The organism is Nocardia niwae NBRC 108934 = DSM 45340 (assembly GCF_001613465.1).
GTDB lineage: Bacteria > Actinomycetota > Actinomycetes > Mycobacteriales > Mycobacteriaceae > Nocardia > Nocardia niwae.
In genome coordinates this window covers 85775-112268 of record NZ_BDCK01000025.1, presented here as the reverse complement: position 1 = coordinate 112268, position 26494 = coordinate 85775, and the positions used below count along the sequence as shown (strand labels likewise).

Genomic DNA, 26494 nt, shown 5'->3' with positions numbered 1-26494 from the left:
GGACCTACGCCGACAGGCGCACCATTCACCCCACCGCCCGGCAGCGCCGCGGCAATACCGACCACCGGCCCGGGCACGGCCGGAACACCGACCAGTCCGGCTCGAGCAACAGGGCAAAACGGACCCGCGCCGACGGGAGCACAATTCACCCCGCCCGGCAGCGACCCGGCGATACCGACCACCCTCCCGCACTCGGCAGGGGAGCCGACCGGCCCGAGCCGGCCACCTGGGCAATCCCTTCCGCCGTCCGCCGACCCGACCGGCGGACGTTCGGCCGAGAGCCCGAACTCCGGCCCCGAGCACATCGTGGCGCAGAGCGGTCGGGAGCCGACCGGCGAGCATCCCGCATCGCCAACCGCGACGCACGCCGCAACCGGCGGTGAACCGTCGGCTGGGGCGCCGACCACGGCTGAGCAGGCGGTGCGGCAGGCAGCCGATCTCCGGATCCAGCGAGAGGCAGCGGCGCCGGGCGTCGAGCGGTCCGAGCTCCCTGCCGACGAGCAGACCCGGCGAAACGGCGAAGCCACATCCACGCCCGGCGAAGAAAGCGCGGCTTCCGCGGGAGCGGACGCGTTCGGGCAGGCCGGAAGCCACCGAGCCGCGACGGCCGCGACGTCGCCCAGCGGCGAGAGCCCGGCCGAACAACCGCACGGCGGGAATGCTGCCACGCCGAGTCCTGACGAGACGCCGGTTCACCTGCCGGCGACGTCGGTGGAGGGTGGCTCGGTGGCAGGCACGAGCGGCACCACACCACCCGTCGAAGCCCACCCGACAGCGCGCGGCGATCGTCAGGCTTCGGCAGCGCAGGCCGCCGCACTCGGTTCCACCGCGGTGAGTTCCGATGGTCCGCCGCCCTGGCTCGCCGCCCCGCGGTCCGAGCACTCCGAGGCATCCGCGACGGACGCGCCTCGCCGACTGTCGCCGCTGCCCGATCCGCCCGCGCCGCACGAGCGGCCGCAGGGTGGCTTTCCCGCACCGGCACACGACGAGCACCGCCCGCCGACGCGCGGTGCGGATGGTCCGCCGCCCTGGCTCGGACACACCGCACCGCCGCCCGATCGGCCGGCCCACGCGCCGCAAGGCTCCGCCGCACCGGCCGATCGAGCGCCCGTCGACTCGACGCCGGAACCAGGGCTGGACGACGATCACCGATCGGCATCGCCCTCTCGAACGGCGGACCACGGCGCTGCCGAACCGGCCGCCGCAGCCGGTCCGCACGAGCAGGGTGGTGTCCCGGTGCCTCACGGCGGCCTCGCGGCCGGCGCTCCGCCTATACCTGTACCGGTGCCGGAGTCCGCCGTGCAGCCGGGTGAGTCCGGCTCGGTGGACGCGACTCGTCCGCAACAAGACGCGGGAATCGCCACGCCCGGCTGGTCCGGCGCGAACGAGGTCGGTGCGGCGTCGGGGCGCCCGGGCGGCGGACGGCACCGGCTCTCCGCCGACCCGAACAACCCGTCGGCTCCGCAGGCTCCGGTCGAACAAGCGCCGAACTTCGATCAGCGGCCGGTTCCCGTGCAAGAGCAGGCTCCGGCCAACCTGGGCGGTCCCCAGGTCGCGAGCGGCATGAACACCGGCTACGCAACGTATTTCGCTGGTACGCAGACGCCGGGGCCAGCTGCTCAGGCACCGGTCGACCAGTGGCGCAATGCCGCCGCGCCCGAATCCCGTCCGGCAGCACCGGCTTCCGCGCCACCGCCGTATCACGCCGAGCACCAAGTCACAGGGCAGCCCGCTGCCCAGTGGGGCACTCCTTCCGGCTACGCCCAGCCGCCGGGCACACAGTTCCAGCAGCCTTCGCCGGACTACGCCCAACAGGCGCCGCAACCGGGCGCGCAGTTCCAGCAGCCTTCGCTGGACAATGTGCCGCTGCGCCGGGCCAAGAAGGCACCGGCGGGATCCGGGTGGCGCAGGGCGGTGCACCACGTGTCCGGCGGCGCGATCAACCCCGGTATGTCGGCCGAGGAACGCAGGCTGCAGGAACTGGTCGTGCGGATCAGGCAGCCCGTCCGCGGTGACTACCGGATCGCGGTGCTCTCGCTCAAAGGCGGTGTCGGGAAGACCACCACCACAATGGGTCTCGGATCCACCTTCGCCTCCATCCGGGGCGATCGCGTGATCGCGGTGGACGCCAATCCCGACTTCGGAACGCTCTCGCAGCGGGTGCCGTTGCAGACCCGCTCCACCGTGCGCGACCTGCTCCTCGATTCGACCATCCAGCGCTATTCGGACGTGCGCAGGCACACCTCGCAGGCGACGAGCCGCCTGGAAGTGCTGGCAAGCGAACGGGATCCGGCCGCGTCGGAGGCGTTCAGCGAAGACGAGTACCGCGCGGTCGCCCGAATCCTGCAGCGGTTCTACAACATCATCCTCACCGATTGCGGCACCGGGCTCATGCATTCGGCGATGGCCGGTGTCCTCGACCTCGCGCACTCGCTGGTGTTGATCTCGTCCCCCGCGATCGACGGAGCCCGCAGCGCCGCAGCGACTTTGGACTGGTTGTCGCTGCACGGCCACGACCATTTGGTGCGCAACGCGGTGGTGGTGATCAACTCGCCGCGAGCCGGATCACCGAATGTCGGTATCCAGCAGTTGCGGGAGTACTTCCTGTCCCGGTGCCGCGCGGTGCACATCATCCCGTTCGACCCGCACATGTCCGAGGGCGCCGAGATCGATCTGCATCGGCTGCACAAGCAGACCAAGCGGGCCTACGTCGAGCTGGCCGCGACCGTCGCGGACGACTTCGCCACCGATCATCGCCGTTACCGTCCGTGACACCCGCCGGGCCGTGGCCCGGCGGGCAAGGGCGCGTACGGATCAGCCGCTCACCACTCGGGCAGGCGTCGCCTGCCCGCCATGACATCGCGCACCAGATCGTCGTAGGCGTCCGCGAGTTCGGCGAGATGATGCCACGCGTTGTGCAACAACTCGTCGTGCGCGTTCAGAGTCATCAACGCGTGGTGCGCGCGCACCGAAGACTCGGCGAGGCGATCGATCACCGCACCTACCGTCTCGGTGTGCAAAGTGGCACCGAGCCGATGCTGTGGCACGCTGCGCATCACCCAGTCGTCGATGGCCATCACCAATTCGACTCTGCGACGCTCGATTTCACGGACCACCGCCACGGCGGTGTCCACCGAACCACCGCGGCCGATCAGGCGGCGCTCATGTAGCACTGCCAGATCGCGAGCGAACCACAACAGCGGGCCACCGACCACCCGGTGCCCGCGACACGCCCGAACCAATAGGTCGGACGTGGGAAGCAATCCCGGTGCCGAAGAGCGCACCGAAGGATCGACACACCTAGGTGTGCCAGGGAGGGCCATTACGACCGTTGTATCCGAACCTGCCACGTTGCCTCGCCGTCATCGCCGCACAACACCGGATCAGGACTTCATTACAATAAACCTCTGAAGGCGCCTGTCAAGCGTTAACCGGCCGTAGGGAGTCACGAAGAGTACACTTCGTTACCTGCATGACCTACCGAGGAGCAAGATGCCGGACGGTCCGACGTATCACCGGATCGCAGACCTCCTCCGCGAGGAGATCCGCGCAGCCAGGTGGAAACCGGGCGATCGACTGCCCAGTCATTCCGAGCTTGCCGATCAAATGCAGGTCTCGATAACCACCGCTCGCAACGCGATCCAGGTGTTGGTGACCGAAAATCTGGTCTATACAGCTACTTCCCGCGGAACCATCGTTCGAAACCTGGAAGTTCTGGAATCCGTGGTGACCGACTCTATCCGCCCCGACCGGCCGCAGACCCCGCACGACATCTTCGAGGAGATCGCGCGGGCCGCGAGCCGGGAGCCGTCGAAGGAGTTCAGCGCGAAGATGGAGCCCGCCAGCCCCGAGGTCGCGTCTTGGCTGGGAGTACCGCCGGATTCCTGGGTTCTGGCCAGGACCGTGGTCCAGTACCTCGACCACGAACCGTGGTCCTGGGAGGTCAGCTTCTATCCCCGGGATCTGGCCGAGGCCACTGGAATCGACTCCCCGCACGATATTCCGGAGGGCACCACCCGCCGACTCGCGGACCGGGGTCACGCCGAGACCGCGCACCGCGACACGCTCGTCGCGCGACCTGCCACCGCGGAGGAAGCCTTGGTGCTCGGTGTCGCCGCGGGCACCATCTTGCTCGACCACCTCCGCATCGGGGCCACACACCAGCGAGTCACCCGCGCCACGCGGCATCGTTCGCTCGCCACCGGCAATCGGCTCGCCTACGAACTCGGCGACGCCGAGGGCACCGCGGTCATCCGGAGCACGCTCGCGGGCTCACACGGGTCCGGTTCGGCATAGCCCATGAGCATCGCGCTGCGCCAGGCGACAATCGGAGATCTCGGCACGATCTGCCGCCTGCGCGTGCAGCGCACTGCGTGGCTCACCGCGCGCGGCTCCGACCAGTGGACCGTCGCTGGACGCGGCCTGCCGATCGAGATCTTCGCCCGCGCCGTCGGACGCTCGCTGGACGCGGGCGAGACCTGGATCGCCGAAGTGGCGGGCGAGCCCGCGGGAACCATCACGGTCAACGACCGCGCCGATGTGGGGCTGTGGTCGCGGTGGGAGCTCGAGGGCGCGGTGATCGTCCATTTCATGATCGTCGACCTGCGCTTCGCCGGCCAGCGCGTGGGCCACCACATGCTCGCGCACGCGGGACTACTCGCCCGCGTGCACAGACGCGCATGGGTGCGGCTGGACGCCTGGACGACCAATACCGACCTGCACGACTACTACCGTTCGGCGGGATTCCGGTTGGTGCGCATCGCGGGGCCGCTGGCGCTCGGCCCCTCGCGCGCGCTGTTCGAGCGGAGGGCCGACAGCTGGAATCCCGAATTACCAATGGCGGTCCCGGCCATCGGGCGGTCGGCCGCGGCGGCGCTCCTGCGTCCACCGCCGCCGAACAACTGACCCCGCACGGCCGGCGTGACCAGCACGGTCAGCGCCGAGACGGCCAGGCCCATCCAGCGGGCGGCCACGCCGGACCAGCTGTTGATAATCACCGGTGACGCCAACGCGAACGGGAACTTCCTCGATGTTCGCGGGCGGACCGCGTGCCAGGGTACAGCGACGTGCCGGATCGCCGGATGTGGTCTCCGCCCCCAATTTCGGGGCAGGCCAACGGACTTCAGAGTTCCAACAGGACGGTGACCGGTCCGTCGTTCACCGAGTCGATGTGCATGTGCGCCCCGAACAGCCCCGTCGCGACGGTTGCGCCGAGTTCGCGCAACGCGTGCGTGAAGACGTCGACCAGCGGTTCGGCGATCGCGCCGGGAGCGGCCGCGGACCACGACGGACGCCTGCCTTTCCTGGTGTCCGCGTACAGGGTGAATTGACTGACCACCAGGATCGGCGCGCGCAGGTCCGCGGCCGAGCGCTCCCCGTCGAGGATGCGCAGCCGCCACACTTTGTCGGCCAATGCCTTCGCGGTCGCCTCAGTGTCGGAGTGCGTCACGCCGACCAGCGCTACCAGGCCGTGCGGGACGTCGTGGGCGGCCGGGTCGATCCGGCCCACGACCTGGTCGTCGACGGTGACCTGCGCCGAACTCACGCGCTGTAGGAGGGCTCGCACAACCCTCGATCATGCCTTCCACTCCGACGGCGGCGGTCGCACGGGTCCCCGGCCGCCGAAGGGCCCGGTCAGCCTGGCCGGATACAGGTGCGCGCGGGCGGCAAGCGTGACAAACTCGGTGCGCAGAGAGTTGTGTTGCGCGGTTGCCGCGCGTTGGCGGAGGATCATGCTGGAAACAAGGAGCGCGATGGATCTGGACGCGATGGAGCGCCAGATCGCGGCGGATCGGTATGCGGCGCTCGACCGTGCGGTCGAATCCGAACTGCGCTTGGCCACCTCCCTCGGCGAACTCGCCAAGGGTCTGATCGCCACCAAGACCAATGGCTCGACGCGCGACCGCACGCGGGAGGCGCTGGCGCCCGCCGAGGAGGCGGTGGCGATCCGCCTGCGTCTGCTGTCCAGGGGCCAGGTGCTCACCGCTCGCCTCGCCGGCGAGCTGAACGATGCGCTGCGCTCGTTCGAGCAGGCGGCACGGCACAGTGGCCGCAGGGAACTGGCCACCACGACGATCCGTCGCGCCTGTGACGTCTACCGCCAAGTGGCGCGCGAGCATCCGGAGGTCGCCGGCCCGTGCGCCGACGGTCTGTCCAAGTGCGGTGTCTGGCTGGGCAGGCTGGACCAGGACGCCGCCGTGGCCGCGACCGAGGAGGCGGCCCGCATCCGCGCCGCTCTGGCCGCGGCGAACCCGGAGCTGTCCGGCAAGTACCTGGCCAGCCTCAGCACGCTGCTGCGGACGCTCATGGTGGGCCGGTCGCGCAAACAGGCCATCGCCATGTACCGGGAGCGGTACGCCGCCTTCACGTCGACCACGATGTCGATCCGGTTGCGCGCGTGCGGCATCCAAGACCTGGATCTGACCCCGAAGTCGCACCGCGCCCTGGTCGAACTGGGCTGCCGCACGCTGGAACAGGCGGGGCGGCTCACCCAGCAGCAGATCATGTTCAAGTCCTCCGGCGACCTGTCGACCGTCGAGGAGATCAACTGGAAGCTGGCCCTGGTCGGCCTGCGGCCGCTCGCGCCGGGCGCCGAGCAGGATCAGCCCGCGATGCCGGTGCAGATCGGTTCCACCTTCGGCGCGCTGAGCGTGTACTTGCCGGCGCGGGACGCCATCGCGCAGGTGCGCGCCGCGATCATCGCGGCCTACGCCGTCGACGACGCCTACCCGCTCGACCGGGAGAGCTACCTCGGTACGCACGAGTCGAAGTGGAAGATCCGCGAGCCGAAGCTGAACACCTCCGCCACACTCGGCGACGACATCGTGCTGATCGACCAGCCATACGGCGGCTGGGTCACGGTCATGAGCCTGAACTGGGAACTCACCCCGGTGGCGAAACACCCGCTGGCGCTGCGCCTGTCCCAGGACTGGCCCGTCGCGGCGATCACCGTGACCGAGGACGTGGCCTACGAGCTGTGCTGGTACGAGCGCGGCGCGGCCACCCAGTACGCCGCACTCGGCCGTCCGGCCGGGCAGGCTCCGCTCGACAAACCGCTCGCGCCACTGGACTTCGAAACGCTGGCCTTGTACAACCCCGACCGGGCGACCGAGAGCAAACTGCGCGCGGCCTTCGGCAACACGAAGGTGTTCGCCAACCTCACCTACCTGCCGGACTGCGGCCTGCGCCAGATCAGCGTAAACACGCCGCTGTCCGAGCACGGCGATCGCGTGCTGTTCTTCCGCACCACACCCTGAGGTCGCAACGGGATGCGCTTGCCGCGGCATCGATTTGCGGCAAGGTAACACCGGCGGTGAACAAAATGCAGGGGTCTTCGCCCCCGCATCGTCACAGGTCATTTGACCAGCAGATACGTACACCGAAGTGAACGCCGAGCTGGGCCGCGAAGCCTGCTGGTTACCGCACCCGCCGGTAACCAGCAGGCAAACGAATTTCTCGCGAACTAATTGAACGGAATGTTTGATCCGCTCCATGGAGTGCTCTACTGAGACAACGCTCGCACGGTGTACCGGATCACAGCATGGATGCCGCAGCGCCGTCCGGGCGGCTTGGAAAAAATCACACGAAGCTACCCGAGGGCTCTATGGACCAACTGGCGTTGGCGGACACCCCGACCGCCCGATGCGCCTACTATCGACACACTTGCGACCTGCCCGCCGGAGTTCATCCGGATATCGGCCGAATCGTTCTGCGCGCCGGATTCGTCGGCGCGATCACGATGCCCGCCGCGTTGGGACAAAAGGTTCGCGACGATCTCATCCAGCGCCGCAGCGAGCTGGGTCCGATCATCTCGCACGTCCGGTCCAAACGCTGGACCTTCCTGACCCGCCCCGATTTACCCGACGACGTCCGGTTGTTCGCCGAGCTCTTCCGGCTGAACGTCTCCATCGTGCCCAGCGGCGGTGAGATCGCTCTGCCTTCGCCTGCCGCCGCCGACGCCGGCTATCGGCACTGGATCGTGGCTCCGGAGAGCGGTTTCCGCCCCTCCGGCGCGTCCATCGTCGACACCGTCCGGTCCTGCACGAGAACGGCCAGGCGATGACGACCGGGGCCTTGCCCGCGAAACACCAAGTGCTGCAGGCCTGCCGAGGCGAGCTGCACGAAGCCAACCCGCTGCTGCGCTGCGCACACGAACTCACCACGTTGCACGAACGCAGGCTCAGCGCGGGGTCCGACTCGCTCGACGAGATCGATGCGTTGCGAGCGAGCCTGATTCGCGACATCGACCGCTGGATCACGGTGCAGCTGCCCCCCGCGCACGGCGCGGCGCATGTGCACACCGAGACCGTCGGCGCCGTGATCGATCGCCTGGCCCAGTTCACCGCGAATGCCTATGCGGCGCTGGCCAGTGCGTCGGAGTGGGATCTGTGGGACGCCTGGCAGCGCTTGGCCGAACTGGCCGTCGGTTACGACGACCTGGCGGCCGAGGTATGCGCGGGCGTGCGCAGACTTCCTGGCGCGTCCTAGGTTCGCCCGCGGCTCCCCATCCGTATGGTGGTATGGATGGGGAGCCCGGACGACCGCGCCGACGACGAGTTCGCTCTGCACGCCAGGAGGGCGAGTTCGTTCGGTGATCATGCCGCCGCGTATGCCGAGCACCGTCCCGACTATCCCACCGCCGCTATCCGCTGGGCGCTGGCCGCCGTCGCCCACCGGCGGCCGTTCACCGTCCTCGACCTCGGCGCAGGCACCGGCAAGCTGACGCGCGGCCTGCTCGCGGTCGGCGCGACGGTGATCGCCGTCGAACCGGACGAGCACATGCGCGCCGAACTGACCCGCGGGCTCCCGGATGTCACGGCACACGCCGGAACGGCCGAAGCCATCCCGGTCCAGGATGATTCGGTGGACGCGATCATCGCCGGTCAGGCATTCCACTGGTTCGACTTGGACCGCGCCTACCCGGAGTTCCGCAGAGTGCTGCGCCCCGGCGGCGTTCTCGCAGCGCTGTGGAACACCGATGACAGCACGGTGGACTGGGTCGCCGGGCTGAAGCGAGTCGCCGGGTCCAGCGCGTCTACGGCCCTGGCGCTGATCGGGCACGTCGAGCTACCCGACCACCCGCTGTTCCGCGAGCACGAATTCGAACAGTCGACCTTCCCGCACCGGCATCGGCGCACCGCCGAATCCCTGACCGCGACCATCGGCACGCACTCGCACACGCTGGTGGTCTCGGCGCAGGAGCGGGCCGAGGTGCTCGCCCGGATCATGGCCTATCTGCGCGAGCGGCCGGAGACAGCCGAGGGCGAATTCGACTTGCCCATCCTGACTTCGGCGCTGCGATCGACCCTCCGCCCCGTCGACTGAACCGCTACTTACGCGCACGAAACACCCAGGCCACAGCGCTCCCGGCGCCATCGCGGAGCCGACGGGCAGGCCCGGGTCACGACGAACCGCGGCCCGCGACAAGCGAATTCGAGTAGCGGTCTACTCATGTCCCCGCCACCTGCCCGGCCATACGCTGACGGCATCGTTCAGGACAGTATCGAAATAAGGAGAAGTAACCGTTCCGCCCGCTCGGGCACGCCCCCGGACGCACCGCTTCGGCTCAACGCGCAGGACGCGGGTGCAAGGAACGACGTCACCGATCCAGCGAAAGCTGGGTATCGCCCGGTGCCGGCGCAGGGTGCCGGCACGCGAAGACGGCGAGATCGACCAGGACTCCTGGCGTCGGTGCGGCTCGTTTCCTCGCCGCGCAGTGTTACCGAACGCCGACCGTCCGACGGCCGTCCGCCGCGCGCTACTCCGGACGCAGCGTCAGGATCCGGGGTCCGTCTTCCGTGACGGCGACCGTGTGCTCCCAATGTGCCGCACGACTGCCGTCCACGGTGACCACGGTCCAGTCGTCGCCGAGCACCTTCGTCTGGGTGGTGCCGAGCGTGAGCATCGGCTCGATCGCGAGCACGGAGCCGACCACGAGCTTGGGGCCCTTACCCGGTTCGCCCTCGTTGGCGAGGAACGGGTCGAGGTGCATCTCCCGCCCGATGGCGTGCCCGCCGTAGCCGTCGACGATGCCGTAGGCGCGCCCGTGCTCCTTCTCGGCCGCCCGGGTGCCCAGCTCGATAGCGTGCGAGACGTCGGTCAACCGGTTGCCCGGCAGCATCGCCGCGATGCCGGCCTCCATCGACGACTTGGTCGCCTCGCTGAGCAGCCGGTCGGCCTCGATGATCGTGCCGACGCCGAAGGTCCAGGCCGAATCGCCGTGCCATCCGTCGAGAATCGCCCCGCAGTCGATGGAGACCAGGTCGCCCTCGGCGAGGATCTCCTCGGCGGTCGGAATCCCGTGCACCACACGGTCGTTCACCGAGGCGCAGATGGACGCGGGGAAGCCGTGGTAGCCCTTGAACGACGGCACCGCGCCGGCGTCCCGGATCACCTGCTCGGCGACCTCGTCCAACTCCAGGGTGGACACCCCGGGCTTGGCGGCGGCCCGCACGGCGACCAGGGCGCGGCCGACGATCGCGCCGGCCGCCGCCATGGCATCCAGTTCGCCTGCCGTCCGGAACGGCACGACCTTCTTCTTGCGGTTGAAGACCATCCGGCCTCAGCGCTCCATCGCGATCCGGCTCAGTGGCCCAGCGCGCGCAGCGCCCGCGCGTTGACGTCGTCGACCTCGCCGACGCCGTCCACCGAGACGACCAGGCCGTCGTAGTGGTCCAGCAGCGGTTCTGTCTCTTCGCGGTACACCCGCAGACGGTTGCGGATCACGCCCTCGTTGTCGTCGGCGCGGCCACGGGCGAGCATCCGCTCGACCACGGTGTCCTCCGGCACCACGAAACGCAGCACCGCGTCCAGCTTGGTGTTCATGTCCTTGAGGATCTTCTCCAGCGCGTCGGCCTGGTCCACCGTGCGCGGGTATCCGTCGAGGACGAACCCGTTGGCGGCGTCGGGCTCATTGACCCGCGCCTCCACCATGCGGTTGGTCACGTCGCTGGGCACCAGGTCGCCCGCGTCCATGTACTTCTGCGCCTCACGGCCCAGCGGCGTCTGCTGGCTGATATTCGCGCGGAACAGGTCCCCGGTGGAGATGTGCGGAACGCCCAGCTTCTCCGACAGCAGGACGGCCTGGGTGCCTTTACCGGCGCCCGGCGGACCGAGCAGTACAACTCTCACTTGAGGAACCCTTCGTAATTTCGATTCATCAGCTGGCTCTCGATCTGCTTCACGGTGTCCAAACCGACGCTCACCATGATCAGCACCGCGGTACCGCCGAACGGAAGGTTCTGCGTACCACCGGAGGCGCCGATGTCGAGGAACAGGTTCGGCAGCACCGCTACCAGACCGAGATAGATCGAGCCGGGGAGGGTGATACGGCTCAGGACGAAGTTGAGGTAGTCGGCGGTCGGCTTGCCGGGCCGGTAGCCCGGGATGAAGCCGCCGAACTTCTTCATCTCGTCCGCGCGCTCCTCCGGGTTGAAGGTGATCGCGACGTAGAAGTAGGTGAAGAACACGATCAGACCGAAGTAGATCGCGATGTACACCGGGTTGCCGGGATTCACCAGGTATTTCTGGATGATCTCCTGCCACCAGCTCGGATTCTGGTTGTTCTGCGAGCCGGTCAGCTGCGCCACCAGGTTCGGCAGGTACAGCAGCGACGAGGCGAAGATGACCGGGATCACGCCCGCCTGGTTCACCTTCAACGGCAGGTAGGTCGAGGAGCCGCCGTACATCTTCCGGCCCACCACGCGCTTGGCGTATTGGACCGGGATCCGGCGCTGGCCCTGCTCGACGAAGATCACGGCCGAGACGATCGCCAGTGCGGCGGCACAGACCAGGCCGAACACCAGACCACCCCGGCTGTCCAGAATCGCCTTGCCCTCGCTCGGGATGCGGGCGGCGATGCCGGCGAAGATCAGCAGCGACATACCGTTGCCGATGCCGCGCTCGGTGATCTGCTCGCCGAACCACATCACCAGCGCCGCGCCCGCGGTCATCACGAGCACGATGATGATCATGCCGAAGATGCTGGTGTCGGCCAGGATGTCCTTCTGGCAGCCCTGCAGCAGCTGGCCACGGGCCGCGAGAGCGACCAGGCCGGTGGCCTGCAGGATCGCCAACGCGATCGAGAGGTATCTGGTGTACTGCGTCATCTTCGTCTGGCCGGATTGGCCTTCCTTGCGCAGTTCCTCGAACCGCGGGATGACGACGGTGAGCAGCTGGATGATGATGCTCGCGGTGATGTAGGGCATGATGCCGATCGCGAAGACCGACAGCTGCAGCAGCGCACCACCGGAGAACAGGTTGATCAGCTGGTAGATGCCGCCGGACTCACCGCCCGAGACCAGGTCGATGCACTCCTGGACCGCCTTGTAGTCGACGCCGGGGGACGGCAGCGAGGCACCCAGCCGGTACAACGCGATCAACCCCAGCGTGAAGAGAATCTTCCGCCGTAAGTCCGGAGTCCGGAAGGCCGATACGAAGGCGGAAAGCACTGATCCTCCTGGCGAACGACATGGTCATGACATGGATATTCAGCGATGGTCCCTGCTCGACACAGAAGGGACGCCGAAAACCACGGCGAGGCTGGCAGACAACAATTGAACTCTAACAGTGGCACCGGACGAGCTCTTCACTCGTCCGGTGCCACTGTCATGCAGAGTACCGTCAGCCCAGCTCGGTGACGGTGCCACCGGCGGCGGTGATCTTCTCCTTCGCCGCGCCGGTGACCTTGTCCGCGGTCACCTGAACCGCGACGCCGATCTCGCCATCGCCGAGGACCTTGACCAGCTGGTTCTTGCGAACCGCGCCGGCCGCCACGAGCTCGGCCTTGCCGACCTCGCCGCCCTCGGGGAACAGCTGCGCGATCTTGCCGACGTTCACGACCTGGTATTCCGTGCGGAACGGGTTCGTGAAGCCCTTCAGCTTGGGCAGCCGCATGTGGATCGGCATCTGCCCACCCTCGAAGGCGGCGGGCACGTTCTTGCGTGCCTTGGTGCCCTTGGTACCGCGACCCGCGGTCTTGCCCTTGGACGCCTCACCGCGACCCACGCGGATCTTCTCGGTCTTGGCGCCGGGAGCCGGACGCAGGTGGTGCAACTTGATGGTCATGTCAGACCTCCTCAACGGTCACGAGGTGGCGCACGACGTTGATCAGCCCGCGGTTCTGGGCGTTGTCCTCGCGGACCACGGTCTTGCGGATACCGCGCAGACCGAGGGTCCGAAGGCTGTCCCGCTGATTCTTCTTGGCGCCGATCGAGCTCTTGATCTGGGTCACCTTGAGATCTGCCATTACTTGACACCTCCGGCAGCCTGAGCGCGCGCACGCAGCATGCCGGCAGGAGCGACGTCCTCGAGCGGCAGGCCACGGCGAGCCGCGACCTCTTCCGGACGCTGCAGCTGCTTGAGGGCAGTGACAGTCGCGTGCACGACGTTGATGGCGTTGTCGCTACCGAGCGACTTCGCCAGAATGTCGTGGATACCGGCGCATTCCAGCACGGCACGAGCCGCGCCACCGGCGATCACACCGGTACCGGGCGAGGCCGGGCGCAGCATGACCACACCGGCGGCCGCCTCACCCTGCACCGGGTGCGTGATGGTGGAGCCGATCATCGGGACGCGGAAGAAGTTCTTGCGAGCCTCTTCGACGCCCTTCTGGATGGCCGCGGGAACTTCCTTGGCCTTGCCGTAGCCGACGCCGACCAGACCGTTGCCATCACCGACGATCACGAGGGCGGTGAAGCTGAAGCGCCGACCACCCTTCACGACCTTGGAGACGCGGTTGATCGCGACGACCCGCTCGAGCTGGTTCTTCTCGGCGGCGTTGTCGCGACGGTCGCCGCCGCCCCGACGGTCGCCACCACCGCGACGGTCGCCGCGGCCGCCCTCGGGGGCGCTGCCATTCTGTCCGGCGGGTCCGTTTCCGCCGTCACGCCTCTGACGTCCCGGCATCAGACGTTCCTTCCGTTCTTGTTGTCGATCATCAGAATTTCAACCCACCTTCGCGAGCGGCATCGGCCAGTGCGGCGATCCGGCCGTGGTAATCGTGCCCACCACGGTCGAACACGACGGCCTCGACACCGGCGGCCTTGGCACGCTCGGCCAGCAGGGCGCCGACCTTCTTGCTCTTGGCCGACTTGTCGCCGTCCAGCGCGCGCACGTCGGCCTCGATGGTCGACGCGGCGGCGATGGTCTTGCCGACCGAGTCGTCGACCAGCTGCGCGTGCAGGTGCCGCGAGGAGCGGTTGACCACCAGGCGCGGACGCTCGGTGGTTCCCTCCACCTTCTTGCGCAGACGGAAGTGACGGCGCGTCTTCGACAGACGACGCTGCGTCGACACGTCCTTGCCCAGGGGGATGCGCTTGGCCTTCTGGTTTTCGGTTTGCGCCATGATCACTTACCCGTCTTTCCGACCTTGCGGCGAACGACCTCGCCGGCGTAGCGGATGCCCTTGCCCTTGTACGGGTCGGGCTTGCGCAGGCCGTGGATGACCGCCGAAATCTGGCCGACCTTCTGCTTGTCGATTCCGGACACGGAGAACTTGGTGGGCGACTCCACCGCGAACGTGATGCCCTCCGGCGCCTCGATCGGCACCGGGTGGCTGTAGCCGAGGGCGAACTCGAGGTTCTGGCCCTTCAGCGCGACGCGGTAACCGACGCCGAAGATTTCCATCTTCTTCTCGTAGCCCTGGGTGACGCCGACGATCATGTTCGACACCAGGGTGCGGGTCAGGCCGTGCAGCGCGCGGCTGCGGCGCTCGTCATCCGGGCGGGCGACCTCGAGCTGGCCGTCCTCGCCCTTGGCGACGGTGATCGGCTCGGCGACGGTGAGCGACAGGGTGCCCTTGGGCCCCTTCACCGAGATGTCCTGGCCGTCGATGGTCACGTCCACACCGGCCGGGAGGGCGATGGGCTTCTTACCAATACGCGACATAGTTCCGCTCCCTTACCAGACGTAAGCGAGGACTTCGCCGCCCACGCCCTGCTTGGCCGCCTGCTTGTCGGTGAGCAGGCCGGAGGACGTGGAGATGATCGCCACGCCGAGGCCGCCGAGCACCTTGGGCAGGTTGGTGGATTTCGCGTACACGCGCAGACCGGGCTTGGAGACACGGCGCACGCCGGCGAGGCTGCGCTCACGGCTCGGGCCGTACTTGAGGTCGACGATGAGCGTCTTGCCCACCTGTGCGTCCTCGGTCCGGTAGTCGGCGATGTAGCCCTCGCGCTTGAGGATCTCGGCGATGTTCGCCTTGAGCTTCGAGTGCGGAGCCTTCACCTGATCGTGGTACGCCGAGTTGGCGTTGCGCAGACGTGTCAGGAAGTCTGCGATCGGATCAGTCATGGTCATGGTTCGACCTAGACACCTTTCTCGCCGCGGTTCCCATACAGCGCCGTCATGCACATCGGCATGCGTAGCGGTGGGCCTACGACAATTCGGATGGTCCGGCCGACACTTGCCGACCGGAGGAGGTTCGATCGCCCGGGCGCACGCATGCGGGCATGGAGGTGCCCAGGCAACCGCTCTAGTGTAGGCAAGGGGTTCACCGGGGCAAAATCGGGGTCTGTGAGGGGCCCGAGTCACTGGGCTCATGACCAGCGGAAACAGTGCGTGATCGGGCTAGCATGGGCCTATGTCGAGCTCAGGCGTCGAACGACCCGACCTCCCGGAGTTCATGACCTGGGAGGATCTCGAGCAACTACCCGAGGAGATCGCGGGACAGATCGAACTGCGCAACGGGCGCGTCGTCTGGCGAGAGCGGGGACCTGCCGAGCATCAAGCGTTCACCTTCGCGCTGACCAGCGCACTCAAGCGCTGCGCCCGCGATGGCATGGCCGAGCAGCCACAGAGCTGGTGGCGTGTCGACTTCGAAACCAACGTCTTCTTCGGCAAGACCGGCAAGTCGGACTTCGCCACCCCCGACGTGCTCGTCTACCGCCGCCTCGATACCCCCTACCAGGACATCCGCGCCCAAGACGTACTTCTGGCAGGCCGAATCCATTCGCCGTGGACCACCGCTACCGATCCTTACGACGAGCAGGGGCGCTACGCCGACGCAGGCGTTCCCTGGTTTTGGGAAGTGACGCTCGCGCGTGAGAAGAGCACAATCGCGCTGGTCCGCGCATACGCCCTGGAAATCACCCCTGGCAAGCTTCCACCCGGCGTACACCCGCTATATCCGACGAACTACCTGCTGATCGGCGAGTGGGCACCGAACGATTCCGCCGCGATCACCATCGACTTTCCGTTCCCGATCCACATCCCCTGGTCGGAGTTGGAGTTCTGACCGCGCAGCCTGGGCCTGTTCACGCCGATCCGACCAACACGCTCCAGCACCTAGCACCTGAACATGTCGTCGACGACATATAGACTGGTGAAGTGGACTCGCTTTACTCGATTGAGATCGAGCCCGAGGTGCGTTCTTGGCTGGAGTCGCTTCCAGCCAAGCACTTCCTGAAGGTTGAAGCCTACGTGGCCCTGCTCGCGGAACGCGCCACCACACTCAACGAACCCTTCTCCCGCTACCTGGGCGAGGGTGTGCGCGAACTTCGCCCCACGCTGGATGGAGCCGCCACGCGGATCACGTACTGGTTCCGATCCGACCGCACGATCGTCTTGCTGACCACATTCCGTAAGACCAAGGACCGCGAGGATGCCGAGGTCAAACGTGCTATTGAGATGCGAAGAATATGCGAGGCCGAACACGGCCCCGCCCACGACGAGTTCCTTCGCACTATTGAGAAGGGAGAGCTGTGATGCCCCATAGTCGATGGAAGACGGGTAGAGACCAGGGACTGACCGAGCCCGAGGCCGTCAGCGAAGTGCGTCATGAGATCCGACTGGCCATGGAGCTCGCCGCCGCCGTCTACAACCGCCGCACCGAACTCGGCCTCACCCAAACCGAACTCGCCGCCCGTGCGGGACTGACGCAGGCAAAGATTTCCCGGATCGAGGGATCTGACGCCGTCCCCACCCTTCCGCTACTGACAAAGCTGGCACGAGCCCTGGACGCTTCGCTGAACATCGCCATCGATGCCGACGACGCACGCGTCAGTTTCACGCCGCACACCAGTGCGGCGTAGCGCTTACTGCGCCCGCGCCCGACCTTGGGCGTTCGCCCCCTCGCGCAGAGCCGAAATGAACCGCCTCCCATATGCTCGCGACGGCTTCGCGCACACCTCTGCCACAGTGTGCATATGCCACTCGAGCGAATCACGGTCCACGCCGATACCACTGACTTGGCCGTCATCGAGGACGCGGCAATGCGGACGGGCGTCAGCAGTGCGGATATCATTCGCGCCGCTATTCATCTGGCCGCGATGCGGGTTCGCCGATCGAGGCCGCTACGCCTGAACCGTTTCGCCAGCGGCGATCCCACATTCGCCGCGCGCGTCGACGACATTCTCGCCGGTGACCTCGATGACAATCCGGACCGCCGGTGACACGCGGCGTCCGCGAGTGGCACACCACTGTGCCATCGACCGAGTAAGCCTCTCGACGGTGTGCCACTCGCGGCTCCATCTCACGGGGTGATTGCGCCGAGTCGAAGATTCGTCCGCAACGTGTGATGCGAGCGTCCTCATGGTTGTAAGTAGAGGCGCTCGCACGGCAAACGCGGCAACCCGGCGGTATCGTCGGGAACAACGATGAGGTCGGCAGCGGCGCGTACGGCGCACCACTCCCGGATGAATCGCACGGCTGCGGTGTGGCAAGCGGCGAAGTCCAGGCTCAGGTCGCCGAGCAGGACGCGCAGGTGGATATCGGGCTCCTCCGGACGCGGGGTGGTCACTCGCCGGGTCGCACGGTCTCACCGATCGTAGCCCAATCGTCCGAGGAATTGCAGAGGAGAAATTTTCCAGCTTCTCGATGCATCTACCAACGAGCTTTCATTTATTCATGAGTTCCCGCAAGGTTACTCAGACCTATTTTAGCGTCAGATGACAATCGGGGCTGATCGATAGCCAGAGCATTGCGAAGGACCGGAAACTCTCCGAATTTTTCGAGTTCGCTCAGCATATAAGCGGCGTAGTCTGTGTCAGGATCGTTTCGGCGCCGACCCAGTTCAGTGAGGACGGCCAGCAATCCTCACGTAGGGTAGCGCACCCCGGACAGTCCTCCACACTCCCTCATCGCCCCATGACGTCGTGCAGATCTTTCAGGCCGCGCCGCGCATCGGGTGATATTTTTGATTCAGCAATGGCGGATGCGGTCTCCAAAACCGGAAAATCTCCTAAATTATCCAGATCGCTGAGTCGGTATGCGATGTAATCGACATCACCGTCATCGCGCCGACCAAGTTCCTCCAGAACCGACAGCAGGCCCTCCTGTCCGCCATATCGCACCAGAACCTCGGCGGCTTCGATCTGCATCGTGACCACGTCATCGTCCAGCATCTCCACAAGGCGTCTGCGCGCCTGAGGATCGAAGATCAGGGCGCTCAACTCGGAGATGGCGCGAAGCCGTACCAGGCCTTCGTCGCTTCGGGAATGCTCCAGAGCTGCCCGCAGACCAACTTGCTCATCTGCTGTGTTCACTATGGGATCTCCTCAGGTAGAGCGGGTCTGACACTGTCATTGATGGTACGCGCGAAAATCCGGCCTGTGACGGGGTCTATATTTTTCTGAACTTCCACAACGTGCGGTGTCGGAATATATTGCCCTGTCGCCTTGTCCATGTGCGGCTTTCCGACAACATCTACTCGGCTGGTGGCCACCCCGTCAGCATCGAAATGCGAGTAATGGGTGATGTTTCCCTGAGCGTCCCGTTTGACGAGATATCCGTTCGGCGGACCGCCCTGAGTTGGCAGGTTTCGCCCGGTCCACACCTGGGCGTTTTCCAACTCTTCCTTGAGTGACTTTTTCGGTGGCTTAGGTAAGTCGTCGGCCTTCTTACGCAGCCGGTCACGTAGGTCGGTAACCACCTTCCTGGCCTTGACGACGGCGTCTTTCGCCTCTTGCTTGAGACCTGCTATCTGCAGCGCCTTGCGCCCACGCCAGGCGAGTATGCCGTCTTTGATCTTCCCGGCCCATTTCTGCACCGTGACCAGAGCCTTGCCTGCGGTGACCGCTCCCGCCCCGAAACTGATCAGGGCGAGGCCGATCGTGATCGCGGCGTCGATGGCGAGGTCGGTGGCGAGCGACTTCAAGAAGCCCTCGATTTCGGCACGGAGTTCGGTCAGCGCTTCCTTGTAGGCGATGCAGGACTGGCTGATCTGGGTGCAGGCGGTCAGCAGTTGGTCGATGGAGTTGGCCAGGGATTTGAGGTCGTCGCGGATATGGCCTGCGTCGTCGGCGGTCACACTGTCGAACAGGCTCGCCGCGATCGTTATTTTGTCGCGAGCGTTGGTGTTCTGGTAGATCGTGCCGAGGCGATCCCAGGCATCAGCGGCCTTGGCGAGCTTTCCGGTGTCGCCGTCGGGAACGGGTATGCCGATGTGGCTGACGATATTGATGCCCTTGTCGACGATCCCTTGGCCAGGGCCACCGGCGGAAGCCGGGACCGAGAACGGGCCGAACACAGGCATTCCCGGGTCGGTCGGCCGGTCCGGTTGCGGTGTGCCCTTCATGATGGCGTCGGCTTGCGCGTGCGTGAAGCCGATGTCGTTGAGGGCGCTGCCATATGCGTACAGCGTGGAGTGGACGTCCTGGAAGAACCCCACCGCCTCGTAGGCGGAGGTGTTGTACGAGCGCGCCCACTCCTGGCCGTTCTCGTCCACGCCCGCCATCGATCCACATTCGGACAACTCCGCGAAGATGTACAGAAAGCTGTCCCGCAGCGCGGATGCGGCGTCGAAGCAGTTGGTGGCCGCTTGGTAGTAAGCCTTCGGATCGACAGCCAGAGCCGTCATACGCCGAGGATCCTCAAGCCCTCGGCAACAGCGCCGGTATAGCCGTCGTGGGCGAGCTTCACGGCCTCCTCCAAAGCCGTGAGCCCTTCGGCGATGTCGGTGGCGCCCGCCAACCACTCGTCGTGCGCTTCGCGGTAGGCCACCATCGCCGCACCGGCCGATGCGGCGTCGACTTCCTTGACTTTCTGGTCGATCGCCGCCAGCTGATCGGAAAGCAACCCCGCGAAGCCTCGGATCCGAGCGGCCAAGTTCTCGAGTTTGTCGACGTCGACCGAGAAAGCCTCTGCGTCAGACATCAGGTCCCCCCTCAAGGCAGATCGAGCGAGCTGACGCCCGCCGCGAATGATTGATCGGCGCCGCGCACGGTGTCCGCGGTGATTCCCAGCTTTTCCGCCAGCTCGAACAGCGCATCCCACACCTGCACCGCCCCTTGATGGAACTCTTCCCACCCGGCCGCGAAAGCGCCGGCGTTGTTCCCGGTCCAGCTCTCCAGCATGTCCCGGACATCGGTCGCCAATGCCGAATACCCGTCCCGGCACTGCGTAGCGACATCGAATGCCAAGCGCCCCACCGCTTCGACTGCATCGGTATCGACCGACAGTGATGGCTGCTCCCCGACCAACCCTCTGTCCCCTCTGTCACCGAACAGTCCCACCGACAAGGTACTCCCGCCTCGGTAACGTGAAAAGCGCTGTCCGGCAGTGTCGAACACGAAAAGTGCACTCTGGTTGTCACGATCTTGCCGAGGATGTCGCGCGCATAGCGCTGCTGCACAAGCCATCTGGAGCTGCCCTCTACGCACCTCACAATCCGTCCAAGGCTTCGCCGAACTGACCGAGCTGCACCTGGGCATTGGCCACGTCCAGCCGATGCCGAGGCCTGCTGGCCCCGTTCGGTTCGATAGTCGGTACAGGGACTTGGCTAGCAATAGCGAGCGTCTTCTCCGGCTCACCGGCAATGGCAAACGACTCGGCCGAGATATAGGCAACCTCCAACGGCCCGAACGTGCGGCCGAGCAGCCGTTCTATATAGATCTCACGGCCGATCCGGTATGCGGCCGCACGCGCCATCGACATCGCGTCTTCAGCCTCGCCTGGCTGGTTGTCGCGCACGGCGGCGTTGGTGACCTTCAGCCACAGTCGATCCCGCATCGCCACCGTCGACACGCTCGCCCGCGAGAATCGCGGCTCGATGTCGTCGGCCCATTTGGTCGCCAGTGCCCGAGCGCCATCCAGAAGCCCTTGCCGCAGCAACGCCCAGAGCATGGTGTCGATGACCGTGGCCGCCTCGATATGGGTCTCGGCAGCGTCCATCGCACGCTCGAGCACGGCGTCGGCGGCCTCGGACTGCCTGGTCTGGACCAGCAACGAGGCCGTCATGTTCAAGACACGGAACCGGGTCAAGCGCCCGTCTTCGACACTATCGGCGTCGCGGATCAGGCCGGGGAGTAGCGCAGTGACCTCGCGGTACTTGTCGGCGCTGATCATCGCTTGCACGGCGTCGAGCGTTGCCTGCACTCCGGCGGCCGTCGCTGGCTCGTCGGCCGCCGGTGAGTTCCCGAACAGCACTGCCCACACGGGTTCCCATTGCGCCTCGGTATCGGTATCGGCGATCTGGTAGTCGGGATCCTCAGACCTACCTCGCGCGACCAAGCCACTCCCTCGGTGGAGTTCAGGAGGGTGTGCAAGGGCGGCGCGTCGAATCCGGTGAGCATCATGGACTGCACGTCAGCGAGAACTTCTTAGTTAGCACTGATGTTGGAATCCAGCACTAACCAGACCGAGCGGGACGATTCCCCTTACCCCTCCAGAAGCCGCGTCAAACCAATACAGTTTGAGAGCTTCGTAACAGCGTCCCGCCCGAAGCGATCAATCCAGCAACATTCACCATCACTCAGGGGGTCAACCCGTGTCCCAACCGCCGCCACCGTCCCCCGGGCCCAACACCGGCTCCGGCTACCCCACACAAGGACTGCCGACGCCGCCACCGGGCTATCAGCAGCCAGGTTTTCAGCAACCCGGTTTTCCTCCCCCGCCCGGATACGCTTCGCCCCAGCAGCCAAAGAAGCGAGTTATCTGGCCATGGATCCTCATCGGCGCCATGATCCTGCTCTGCGGAGGCTGCTTCGGGATCGTCGGACTCTCCGCCAACGAATCCAAAACGGACGGAAAAAGCCCCGCTGGCAAGAACGTTGCCGCCGTTGGATCTGCCGTCCGCGACGGCCAGTTCGAATTCAAGGTGACCGCCATCGATCCCCCGGTCGCATCTGTTGGTAGCGGCGTGCTGGAGGAGAAGGCGCGCGGAGAGTTCCTGGTCATGCACGTCGACATCACCAACACTGGCAAGGAGCCGCGATCGTACTTCGACAGCAATCAGAAGCTGATCGATGATCAGGGCCGCGAGTACGCGAACAACTCGGCCGCCGCGCGACGGTTGGGCGCGGATACATGGACGTCGGATTTGAACCCCGGGTTCACGATTCAGGTAAAGATCGTGTTTGACGTGCCACCGGGCACGGTTCCTGCCGTGTTGGAGCTGCACGACAGCATGCTTTCTGGCGGTGTCAAGGTCGCACTTCGATAATGCTCCGGGGTTCGGCGGCACATGTCGGACGAGACTTCACGCAGACACCGTCGAACCCCGGCAGCTGGTCGTCGTACCGAACCGAAATCTTCGCTTCGCAGTAGCGTTTTGCACGAAGCGGGTAGCGCAGAGTCCAGCCCTTATTGCACAACCTTCTAGTTTCCAGATACCAAGGAACACAAGCCGCCATGAGAATCAAAAAGCTGGTCGTCACCACCGCTTTCGCAATCGCCGCGGTCGGCTTGGCGCAGAACACCGCCTTCGCCGCGCCTCTCGTAACGACCGCCGAAGCTGTGGCAGCCCTGCCTGACAGCGTGCAGGGGATCGACCGCGGTGTCCGCTACGAGGCCCACCGCGACGGAAGCAGTTTCACCGCCACGCTAATGAGCGGGATCTTCCGCGTCACCGATGACACGATCGACATCGCCGCCGCCGACGGCAGCTCCATCGCGAGCGTTCCGCGCGCGCTCACGCTCGACCAGCACGTGATCACGTTGGAGCCGCGTGTGGACGTCAACGGCACCACGCTGGTCGCCGATGTCTCCGCCCAGGAGGTCGGCTATTGGCGCAAGACCTCGCCACGGCAGCGCAGCATCGAGGCGGGCATCGCGATGGGCGGTCTGATCGGCGGCGTCGGCGGCACCATTGTCGGCCTCGTCATCGGCATCGCCGCGGGTGGACTGCTGCTTCCGATCAGCCTGCCGGTGAGCCTGATCGTCGGTGTGCTCGGCGGCATGGCGGTCGGCGGTACTGCGGGCGCGTCGATCCCCAACTCCGATGTCCCCGACCAGTGGGACTACCAGGAGGAGTGCCACAACAGCGGGCCGTACCGCTACTGCTGGTAGTTTGCGGCGGCAGTCGATGGGGGCCGAAGGTCGAAGTCGGCCCTCTTCGCAACACACCAGCACCACAACGGCCGATCTGATCGCAGCTACGCGCAGCGGGATTCGGCACATGTACGTGGTCCTGACCCAGCAGCTCGCTCACAGCGTCTGGCACCGGCTGCTTCTGGTCGACCTGGCGTCGCCGACCTTCACCCCCGCATCGGCGGCATCGCCGCCAACGCGACTGGTCACGTGGTCCGGCTGGAGTATCGAATTGCTGCACGACACCGAGACGCACAAGTAGACGGAGGACGCACTGAACGATATCAACATGTAGGCCGGGGAGCAGTGCGTCTCGATGGGCCGAAACGAGAGCTTCCCGGCAGTCGCCCGAGGCGACGGTTGGGTCGGCGACAGCATCGCTTTCAGTTTGCCGCGACCTCATTTCGGATCCAATTACCTTGTTGCTCAATCGGTTCCACTTTGTGGACAATCTCACAAGGTTTGCCTTGACGGTCGTGCAGTCGCTACCAATAGTGCGTTCACACGATGCGACGTTCGATTCGTCCACGTCGGGGGGATCGGGGGTTGGGAGGGAGAATGAATTCAATGTTCTATCGCGCTGCAAAGGGTATCGGCCGTAAGGCGCTGATCGGTGCGCTGCCGCTGGCGGTGGCGACTACGTTCGCCGGTGCCGGAGCCGCATCGGCCACCAACTACGCCGATCAGCAGGCACAGTTGGCCCAGGCGATCTCGACGTCGGGCACGTCCGCGGACGTCGGCTACCACACCACGGTCGCGCCGGACCTGAAAACCGTCTCCGCCACGCTGGACGCAGGCACGTTCCAGCTCGGCGAGGCCTCGATCAAGGTGGTGAACAACGCCGGCGCGGCGGTCACCGAGCTTCCGCGCACGCTGGCCACGCCGTCCGGTACAGCCATCGCTCTGAATGCCAAGGTGTCCGAGGACGGCCGCACGCTGTCGGTGACGACGCCTCAAGTATCGGCTGCGACGGGCGCGGAACTGAAGGACATCGCGACCAATCCGGGAGCGCAGTACCCGGATCCGGTCATGAACGGTGCGGCCGCGGGCGCGGGCGTCGGCGCGATCGCCGCCCTCATCACCTGCATTCCGACCGTGGCTGCCTTCGTCGTCGGTTACGTGCTGTGCGCCGCGGTCGGCGTGGTGACCACCGCCATCCTGGGTGCCGTGGTCGGCGCGGTCGTGGGTACGGTCGCACCCGAAGTCATTCCGCAGGTGCTGCCCTGACAATCAGCGCTTGACCTGCTGAGCCGAGGTCGCGAAAGGCGCTGCGGCGGAACCCATCCGCCGCAGCGCCTTCTTCGGGTCGTCTGCGATTCGCTACTCGGCGCAGGCTCGGTGGTCACACCGTCGCCGCGCGGACTCTGTCGCGTCCGCAATTACCGGTGGCTTCAGGAAGCCGGCGGCCAGGAATAAGTGCGACGCCGATAGGGCGCCGACATCGGTCGAGTAGGTCGCCAGATGCCTCTCCGGCAACCTGTCGGTCCGCCAGCGCTCGCCGTGCCATACGCCCAGCCGCGGAGTAAACGGGAAGATCACATCGGGTACACCGGATGCTTGCGCGGGTTGAACTCCGGCTTGACCGGCGGCTTGTCCCGCAACAGGCGCAGCGCGTTCCGGATCTCCAGCCGGGTCCGCGCCGGTTCGATGACCGCGTCGATGTAGCCGCGTTCGGCGGCGATCCACGGGGTGGCGATCGTCTCGTTGTACTGGTTGATCATGAACTCGCGCGCCGCTGCCCGATGCTCCTCCGGCACCGCCGCCAATTGCCGCTTGCCGATGAGGTCGACCGCGCTGTCGGCGCCGATCACAGCGATCCGGGCCGTCGGCCAGGCGAAACTGATGTCGGCACCCACCTGCCGGGCCGCCATCATGCCGTAGGCGCCACCGTAGGACTTGCGCACGACCAGGTTGATGATCGGGACCGTCGCCTCGATGATCGCACGCGGTACCCGCCCGCCGCGGATGATCACACCGTTGGCTTCCTGCTCGAGGCCCGGCAGCACGCCAGGGGTGTCCGCGACGAACACCAGCGGGATATTGAACGCGTCGCAGAGCCGGATGAAGTAGGTCGACTTGTCCGAGCAGGCGGCGTCGATGGAACCACCCAGCACCAACGGCTGGTTGGCGATCACACCGACCGGATAGCCGTCGACCCTGGCGAACCCGGTGATCAGATTCGGTGCGAACGCGGCGCGGATTTCGTGGAATTCGCCGTCGTCGAAAATCCGCAGCAGGATCTCGTGCATGTCGTAACCGGCGCGATCGGAATCCGGGATGATCGTGTCGAGCTCGCGATCGGTAGCGGTGATCTCCGGCTCCAGGCCGGGGTTCACGATCGGCGGCTGCTCGAGACAGCTCGTCGGCATGTAGCTCAGGTAATTGCGCGCCCAGTCGTAGGCTTCCTGCTCGGTGTCGGCCACGTGATGCAGGGTGCCGCGTCTGGCCTGCACTTCGGCCCCACCGAGTTCCTCGGCGGAGACGTCCTCACCGTTGACGGCTTTGATCACCTCCGGCCCGGTGACGAACATGTAGGAATCTTTGGTGCCGATGAGCACGTCGGTGTTGATCGGCCCGTACACCGAACCCGCTGCGCACTTGCCGAGAATGATCGACACCTGTGGCACGTATCCGGACAGTTTCTCCAACACCCGGGAAATATCACCGAACGAAGCGATCGAACCCACCGCGTCCTGGATACGCGCACCGCCGGAATCATTGATCGTCACCACCGGGCATGCGTTGTCGAACGCGAGTTGCAGCGCCCGCATGAACTTGCGGGCGGACGTGACACCGACCGACCCGCCGTACACGGTCTGATCGTGGGCGATCACCACCACCGGACGGCCCCCGATCAGACCGCGACCGGTGACCAGCCCGTCACCATAGAGAGCATCCGGTCGGTCGGGCTGACGAGCCAACGCACCGGTCTCGATGAACGTCCCGCGGTCGAGCAGCATGGCCACACGCTGGCGAACGCTCGGAACACCCTTCTTCTCCCGCTTGGCAGCACCGGCCTCACCCGCCGGTTCCGCAGCGATCGTCAGGATCTTGACCAGTTCCTCGAGCTTCGCCTCGGTACCTGTCACGCTCACCGCCACCTTCCGAACCAACTATTGTGCCCCCGCGACGGTAAGCGCTATCGACACAGAACGCGTCATCGAACCGGATATCCGGGACAAATCACAGCCCGGGCCGGTCGCACATCAGATCCTGGATAGTCCGAACACAGTCACAGGAAGGAAGGACT

General features: G+C 66.1%; 33 protein-coding genes. 15 read left to right on the top strand and 18 right to left on the bottom strand.

The genetic code is table 11. The features are described from left to right. Positions 1–1284 precede the first annotated feature (1284 nt). Positions 1285–2772: a MinD/ParA family ATP-binding protein gene (locus tag NNI01S_RS36035; RefSeq protein WP_245676263.1), complete on the top strand. Its 1488-nt coding sequence runs from the start codon at positions 1285–1287 to the stop codon at positions 2770–2772. A gap of 50 nt (positions 2773–2822) precedes the next feature. Here the strand turns inward: NNI01S_RS36035 and NNI01S_RS36030 are convergent, their stop codons facing one another. Beyond that, positions 2823–3134, bottom strand: a complete 312-nt coding sequence (locus NNI01S_RS36030; protein ID WP_223518746.1) for a DUF4254 domain-containing protein — start codon at positions 3132–3134, stop codon at positions 2823–2825. Positions 3135–3492: 358 nt separating this feature from the next. On the opposite strand from NNI01S_RS36030, the gene NNI01S_RS18200 reads away from it, so the two are divergent. Both NNI01S_RS18200 and NNI01S_RS18195 read left to right on the top strand, forming a co-directional pair. Next, positions 3493–4296, top strand: a complete 804-nt coding sequence (locus tag NNI01S_RS18200; protein ID WP_063021319.1) for a GntR family transcriptional regulator — start codon at positions 3493–3495, stop codon at positions 4294–4296. 3 nt (positions 4297–4299) lie between these two features. Continuing rightward, a complete protein-coding gene (locus tag NNI01S_RS18195; RefSeq protein ID WP_157114851.1) occupies positions 4300–4905 on the top strand; it encodes a GNAT family N-acetyltransferase in 606 nt (201 codons plus the stop codon). A gap of 217 nt (positions 4906–5122) precedes the next feature. Here NNI01S_RS18195 and dtd read toward each other — a convergent pair whose 3' ends face one another. Beyond that, complete coding sequence (gene dtd / locus NNI01S_RS18190) at positions 5123–5566, bottom strand: D-aminoacyl-tRNA deacylase (RefSeq protein WP_063021318.1); 444 nt, start codon at positions 5564–5566, stop codon at positions 5123–5125. 166 nt (positions 5567–5732) lie between these two features. On the opposite strand from dtd, the gene NNI01S_RS18185 reads away from it, so the two are divergent. From NNI01S_RS18185 to NNI01S_RS18170, 4 genes are all read left to right on the top strand, one after another. After that, positions 5733–7256, top strand: a complete 1524-nt coding sequence (locus NNI01S_RS18185; RefSeq protein WP_245676261.1) for a hypothetical protein — start codon at positions 5733–5735, stop codon at positions 7254–7256. Between the two features lie 347 nt (positions 7257–7603). Further along, positions 7604–8062, top strand: coding sequence for a hypothetical protein (locus NNI01S_RS18180; protein WP_063021316.1), 459 nt, complete (start codon positions 7604–7606; stop codon positions 8060–8062). Further along, a complete protein-coding gene (locus NNI01S_RS18175) occupies positions 8059–8487 on the top strand; it encodes a DUF4254 domain-containing protein (RefSeq protein WP_063021315.1) in 429 nt (142 codons plus the stop codon). Before NNI01S_RS18180 ends, NNI01S_RS18175 begins: the two co-directional genes overlap by 4 nt. Before the next feature lie 36 nt (positions 8488–8523). Continuing rightward, positions 8524–9324 carry a class I SAM-dependent methyltransferase gene (locus tag NNI01S_RS18170; RefSeq protein ID WP_063021314.1) on the top strand — a complete coding sequence of 267 codons (801 nt, stop codon included), beginning with the start codon at positions 8524–8526 and terminating at the stop codon, positions 9322–9324. 433 nt (positions 9325–9757) lie between these two features. On the opposite strand, the gene map is transcribed toward NNI01S_RS18170, so the two are convergent. From map to rpsH, 9 genes are all read right to left on the bottom strand, one after another. Next, positions 9758–10555, bottom strand: coding sequence for a type I methionyl aminopeptidase (gene map, locus NNI01S_RS18165; RefSeq protein ID WP_063021313.1), 798 nt, complete (start codon positions 10553–10555; stop codon positions 9758–9760). Between the two features lie 29 nt (positions 10556–10584). Continuing rightward, a complete protein-coding gene (locus NNI01S_RS18160; protein WP_063021312.1) occupies positions 10585–11130 on the bottom strand; it encodes an adenylate kinase in 546 nt (181 codons plus the stop codon). Further along, positions 11127–12449: a preprotein translocase subunit SecY gene (secY, locus tag NNI01S_RS18155; protein WP_063021311.1), complete on the bottom strand. Its 1323-nt coding sequence runs from the start codon at positions 12447–12449 to the stop codon at positions 11127–11129. Before secY ends, NNI01S_RS18160 begins: the two co-directional genes overlap by 4 nt. 172 nt (positions 12450–12621) lie before the next feature. After that, a complete protein-coding gene (gene rplO, locus NNI01S_RS18150; protein WP_063021310.1) occupies positions 12622–13065 on the bottom strand; it encodes a 50S ribosomal protein L15 in 444 nt (147 codons plus the stop codon). 1 nt (position 13066) lies between these two features. Further along, positions 13067–13246, bottom strand: coding sequence for a 50S ribosomal protein L30 (gene rpmD / locus NNI01S_RS18145; protein WP_039795559.1), 180 nt, complete (start codon positions 13244–13246; stop codon positions 13067–13069). Beyond that, the gene (rpsE, locus tag NNI01S_RS18140; protein WP_063021309.1) at positions 13246–13905 is read right to left on the bottom strand and encodes a 30S ribosomal protein S5; all 660 of its coding nucleotides are present in this window, start codon (positions 13903–13905) and stop codon (positions 13246–13248) included. Before rpsE ends, rpmD begins: the two co-directional genes overlap by 1 nt. Before the next feature lie 31 nt (positions 13906–13936). Further along, positions 13937–14344 (bottom strand): 50S ribosomal protein L18, encoded by a 408-nt coding sequence (gene rplR, locus NNI01S_RS18135; protein ID WP_063021308.1) that lies wholly within the window; start codon positions 14342–14344, stop codon positions 13937–13939. A gap of 2 nt (positions 14345–14346) precedes the next feature. Beyond that, positions 14347–14886 carry a 50S ribosomal protein L6 gene (gene rplF / locus NNI01S_RS18130; RefSeq protein WP_063021307.1) on the bottom strand — a complete coding sequence of 180 codons (540 nt, stop codon included), beginning with the start codon at positions 14884–14886 and terminating at the stop codon, positions 14347–14349. A gap of 12 nt (positions 14887–14898) precedes the next feature. After that, positions 14899–15297, bottom strand: coding sequence for a 30S ribosomal protein S8 (rpsH, locus tag NNI01S_RS18125; protein ID WP_039795549.1), 399 nt, complete (start codon positions 15295–15297; stop codon positions 14899–14901). 283 nt (positions 15298–15580) lie between these two features. On the opposite strand from rpsH, the gene NNI01S_RS18120 reads away from it, so the two are divergent. The 4 genes from NNI01S_RS18120 (at position 15581) to NNI01S_RS18105 (ending at position 17390) form a co-directional block, all read left to right on the top strand. Next, on the top strand, positions 15581–16234 hold the full coding sequence (locus NNI01S_RS18120) for a Uma2 family endonuclease (protein WP_063021306.1): 654 nt from the start codon (positions 15581–15583) through the stop codon (positions 16232–16234). 92 nt (positions 16235–16326) lie between these two features. Next, positions 16327–16704, top strand: coding sequence for a type II toxin-antitoxin system RelE/ParE family toxin (locus tag NNI01S_RS18115; RefSeq protein ID WP_063021305.1), 378 nt, complete (start codon positions 16327–16329; stop codon positions 16702–16704). Continuing rightward, positions 16704–17030: a helix-turn-helix domain-containing protein gene (locus tag NNI01S_RS18110; protein WP_063021304.1), complete on the top strand. Its 327-nt coding sequence runs from the start codon at positions 16704–16706 to the stop codon at positions 17028–17030. The genes NNI01S_RS18115 and NNI01S_RS18110 overlap by 1 nt, the downstream gene beginning before the upstream one ends. Before the next feature lie 156 nt (positions 17031–17186). Then, positions 17187–17390, top strand: coding sequence for a hypothetical protein (locus tag NNI01S_RS18105; RefSeq protein WP_157114850.1), 204 nt, complete (start codon positions 17187–17189; stop codon positions 17388–17390). Between the two features lie 137 nt (positions 17391–17527). On the opposite strand, the gene NNI01S_RS18100 is transcribed toward NNI01S_RS18105, so the two are convergent. From NNI01S_RS18100 to NNI01S_RS18075, 6 genes are all read right to left on the bottom strand, one after another. Further along, positions 17528–17737, bottom strand: coding sequence for a hypothetical protein (locus NNI01S_RS18100; protein ID WP_063021302.1), 210 nt, complete (start codon positions 17735–17737; stop codon positions 17528–17530). Positions 17738–18074: 337 nt separating this feature from the next. After that, entirely contained in the window at positions 18075–18482 is a 408-nt protein-coding gene (locus NNI01S_RS18095) for a HEAT repeat domain-containing protein (protein WP_169812985.1), read from the bottom strand. After that, complete coding sequence (locus NNI01S_RS18090) at positions 18482–19795, bottom strand: polymorphic toxin type 24 domain-containing protein (protein WP_063021300.1); 1314 nt, start codon at positions 19793–19795, stop codon at positions 18482–18484. Before NNI01S_RS18090 ends, NNI01S_RS18095 begins: the two co-directional genes overlap by 1 nt. Further along, on the bottom strand, positions 19792–20091 hold the full coding sequence (locus NNI01S_RS18085; RefSeq protein WP_063021299.1) for a WXG100 family type VII secretion target: 300 nt from the start codon (positions 20089–20091) through the stop codon (positions 19792–19794). The genes NNI01S_RS18090 and NNI01S_RS18085 overlap by 4 nt, the downstream gene beginning before the upstream one ends. 11 nt (positions 20092–20102) lie before the next feature. Beyond that, a complete protein-coding gene (locus NNI01S_RS35325; protein WP_245676265.1) occupies positions 20103–20450 on the bottom strand; it encodes a WXG100 family type VII secretion target in 348 nt (115 codons plus the stop codon). A gap of 148 nt (positions 20451–20598) precedes the next feature. Next, positions 20599–21447 carry a transcriptional regulator gene (locus tag NNI01S_RS18075; protein WP_157114848.1) on the bottom strand — a complete coding sequence of 283 codons (849 nt, stop codon included), beginning with the start codon at positions 21445–21447 and terminating at the stop codon, positions 20599–20601. 448 nt (positions 21448–21895) lie between these two features. Here NNI01S_RS18075 and NNI01S_RS18070 point away from each other — a divergent pair, with 448 nt between their 5' ends. The 4 genes from NNI01S_RS18070 (at position 21896) to NNI01S_RS18060 (ending at position 24471) form a co-directional block, all read left to right on the top strand. Further along, positions 21896–22378: a DUF4352 domain-containing protein gene (locus NNI01S_RS18070; RefSeq protein ID WP_063917541.1), complete on the top strand. Its 483-nt coding sequence runs from the start codon at positions 21896–21898 to the stop codon at positions 22376–22378. Between the two features lie 188 nt (positions 22379–22566). Next, a complete protein-coding gene (locus NNI01S_RS18065) occupies positions 22567–23223 on the top strand; it encodes a DUF8020 domain-containing protein (protein WP_063021296.1) in 657 nt (218 codons plus the stop codon). 109 nt (positions 23224–23332) lie between these two features. Continuing rightward, positions 23333–23506 carry a hypothetical protein gene (locus NNI01S_RS34585; protein ID WP_157114847.1) on the top strand — a complete coding sequence of 58 codons (174 nt, stop codon included), beginning with the start codon at positions 23333–23335 and terminating at the stop codon, positions 23504–23506. A 296-nt stretch (positions 23507–23802) separates the two neighbouring features. Then, positions 23803–24471 carry a DUF8020 domain-containing protein gene (locus tag NNI01S_RS18060; RefSeq protein WP_157114846.1) on the top strand — a complete coding sequence of 223 codons (669 nt, stop codon included), beginning with the start codon at positions 23803–23805 and terminating at the stop codon, positions 24469–24471. A 308-nt stretch (positions 24472–24779) separates the two neighbouring features. Here the strand turns inward: NNI01S_RS18060 and NNI01S_RS18055 are convergent, their stop codons facing one another. After that, positions 24780–26333: an acyl-CoA carboxylase subunit beta gene (locus NNI01S_RS18055; protein ID WP_063021326.1), complete on the bottom strand. Its 1554-nt coding sequence runs from the start codon at positions 26331–26333 to the stop codon at positions 24780–24782. Between the last annotated feature and the right edge of the window lie 161 nt (positions 26334–26494).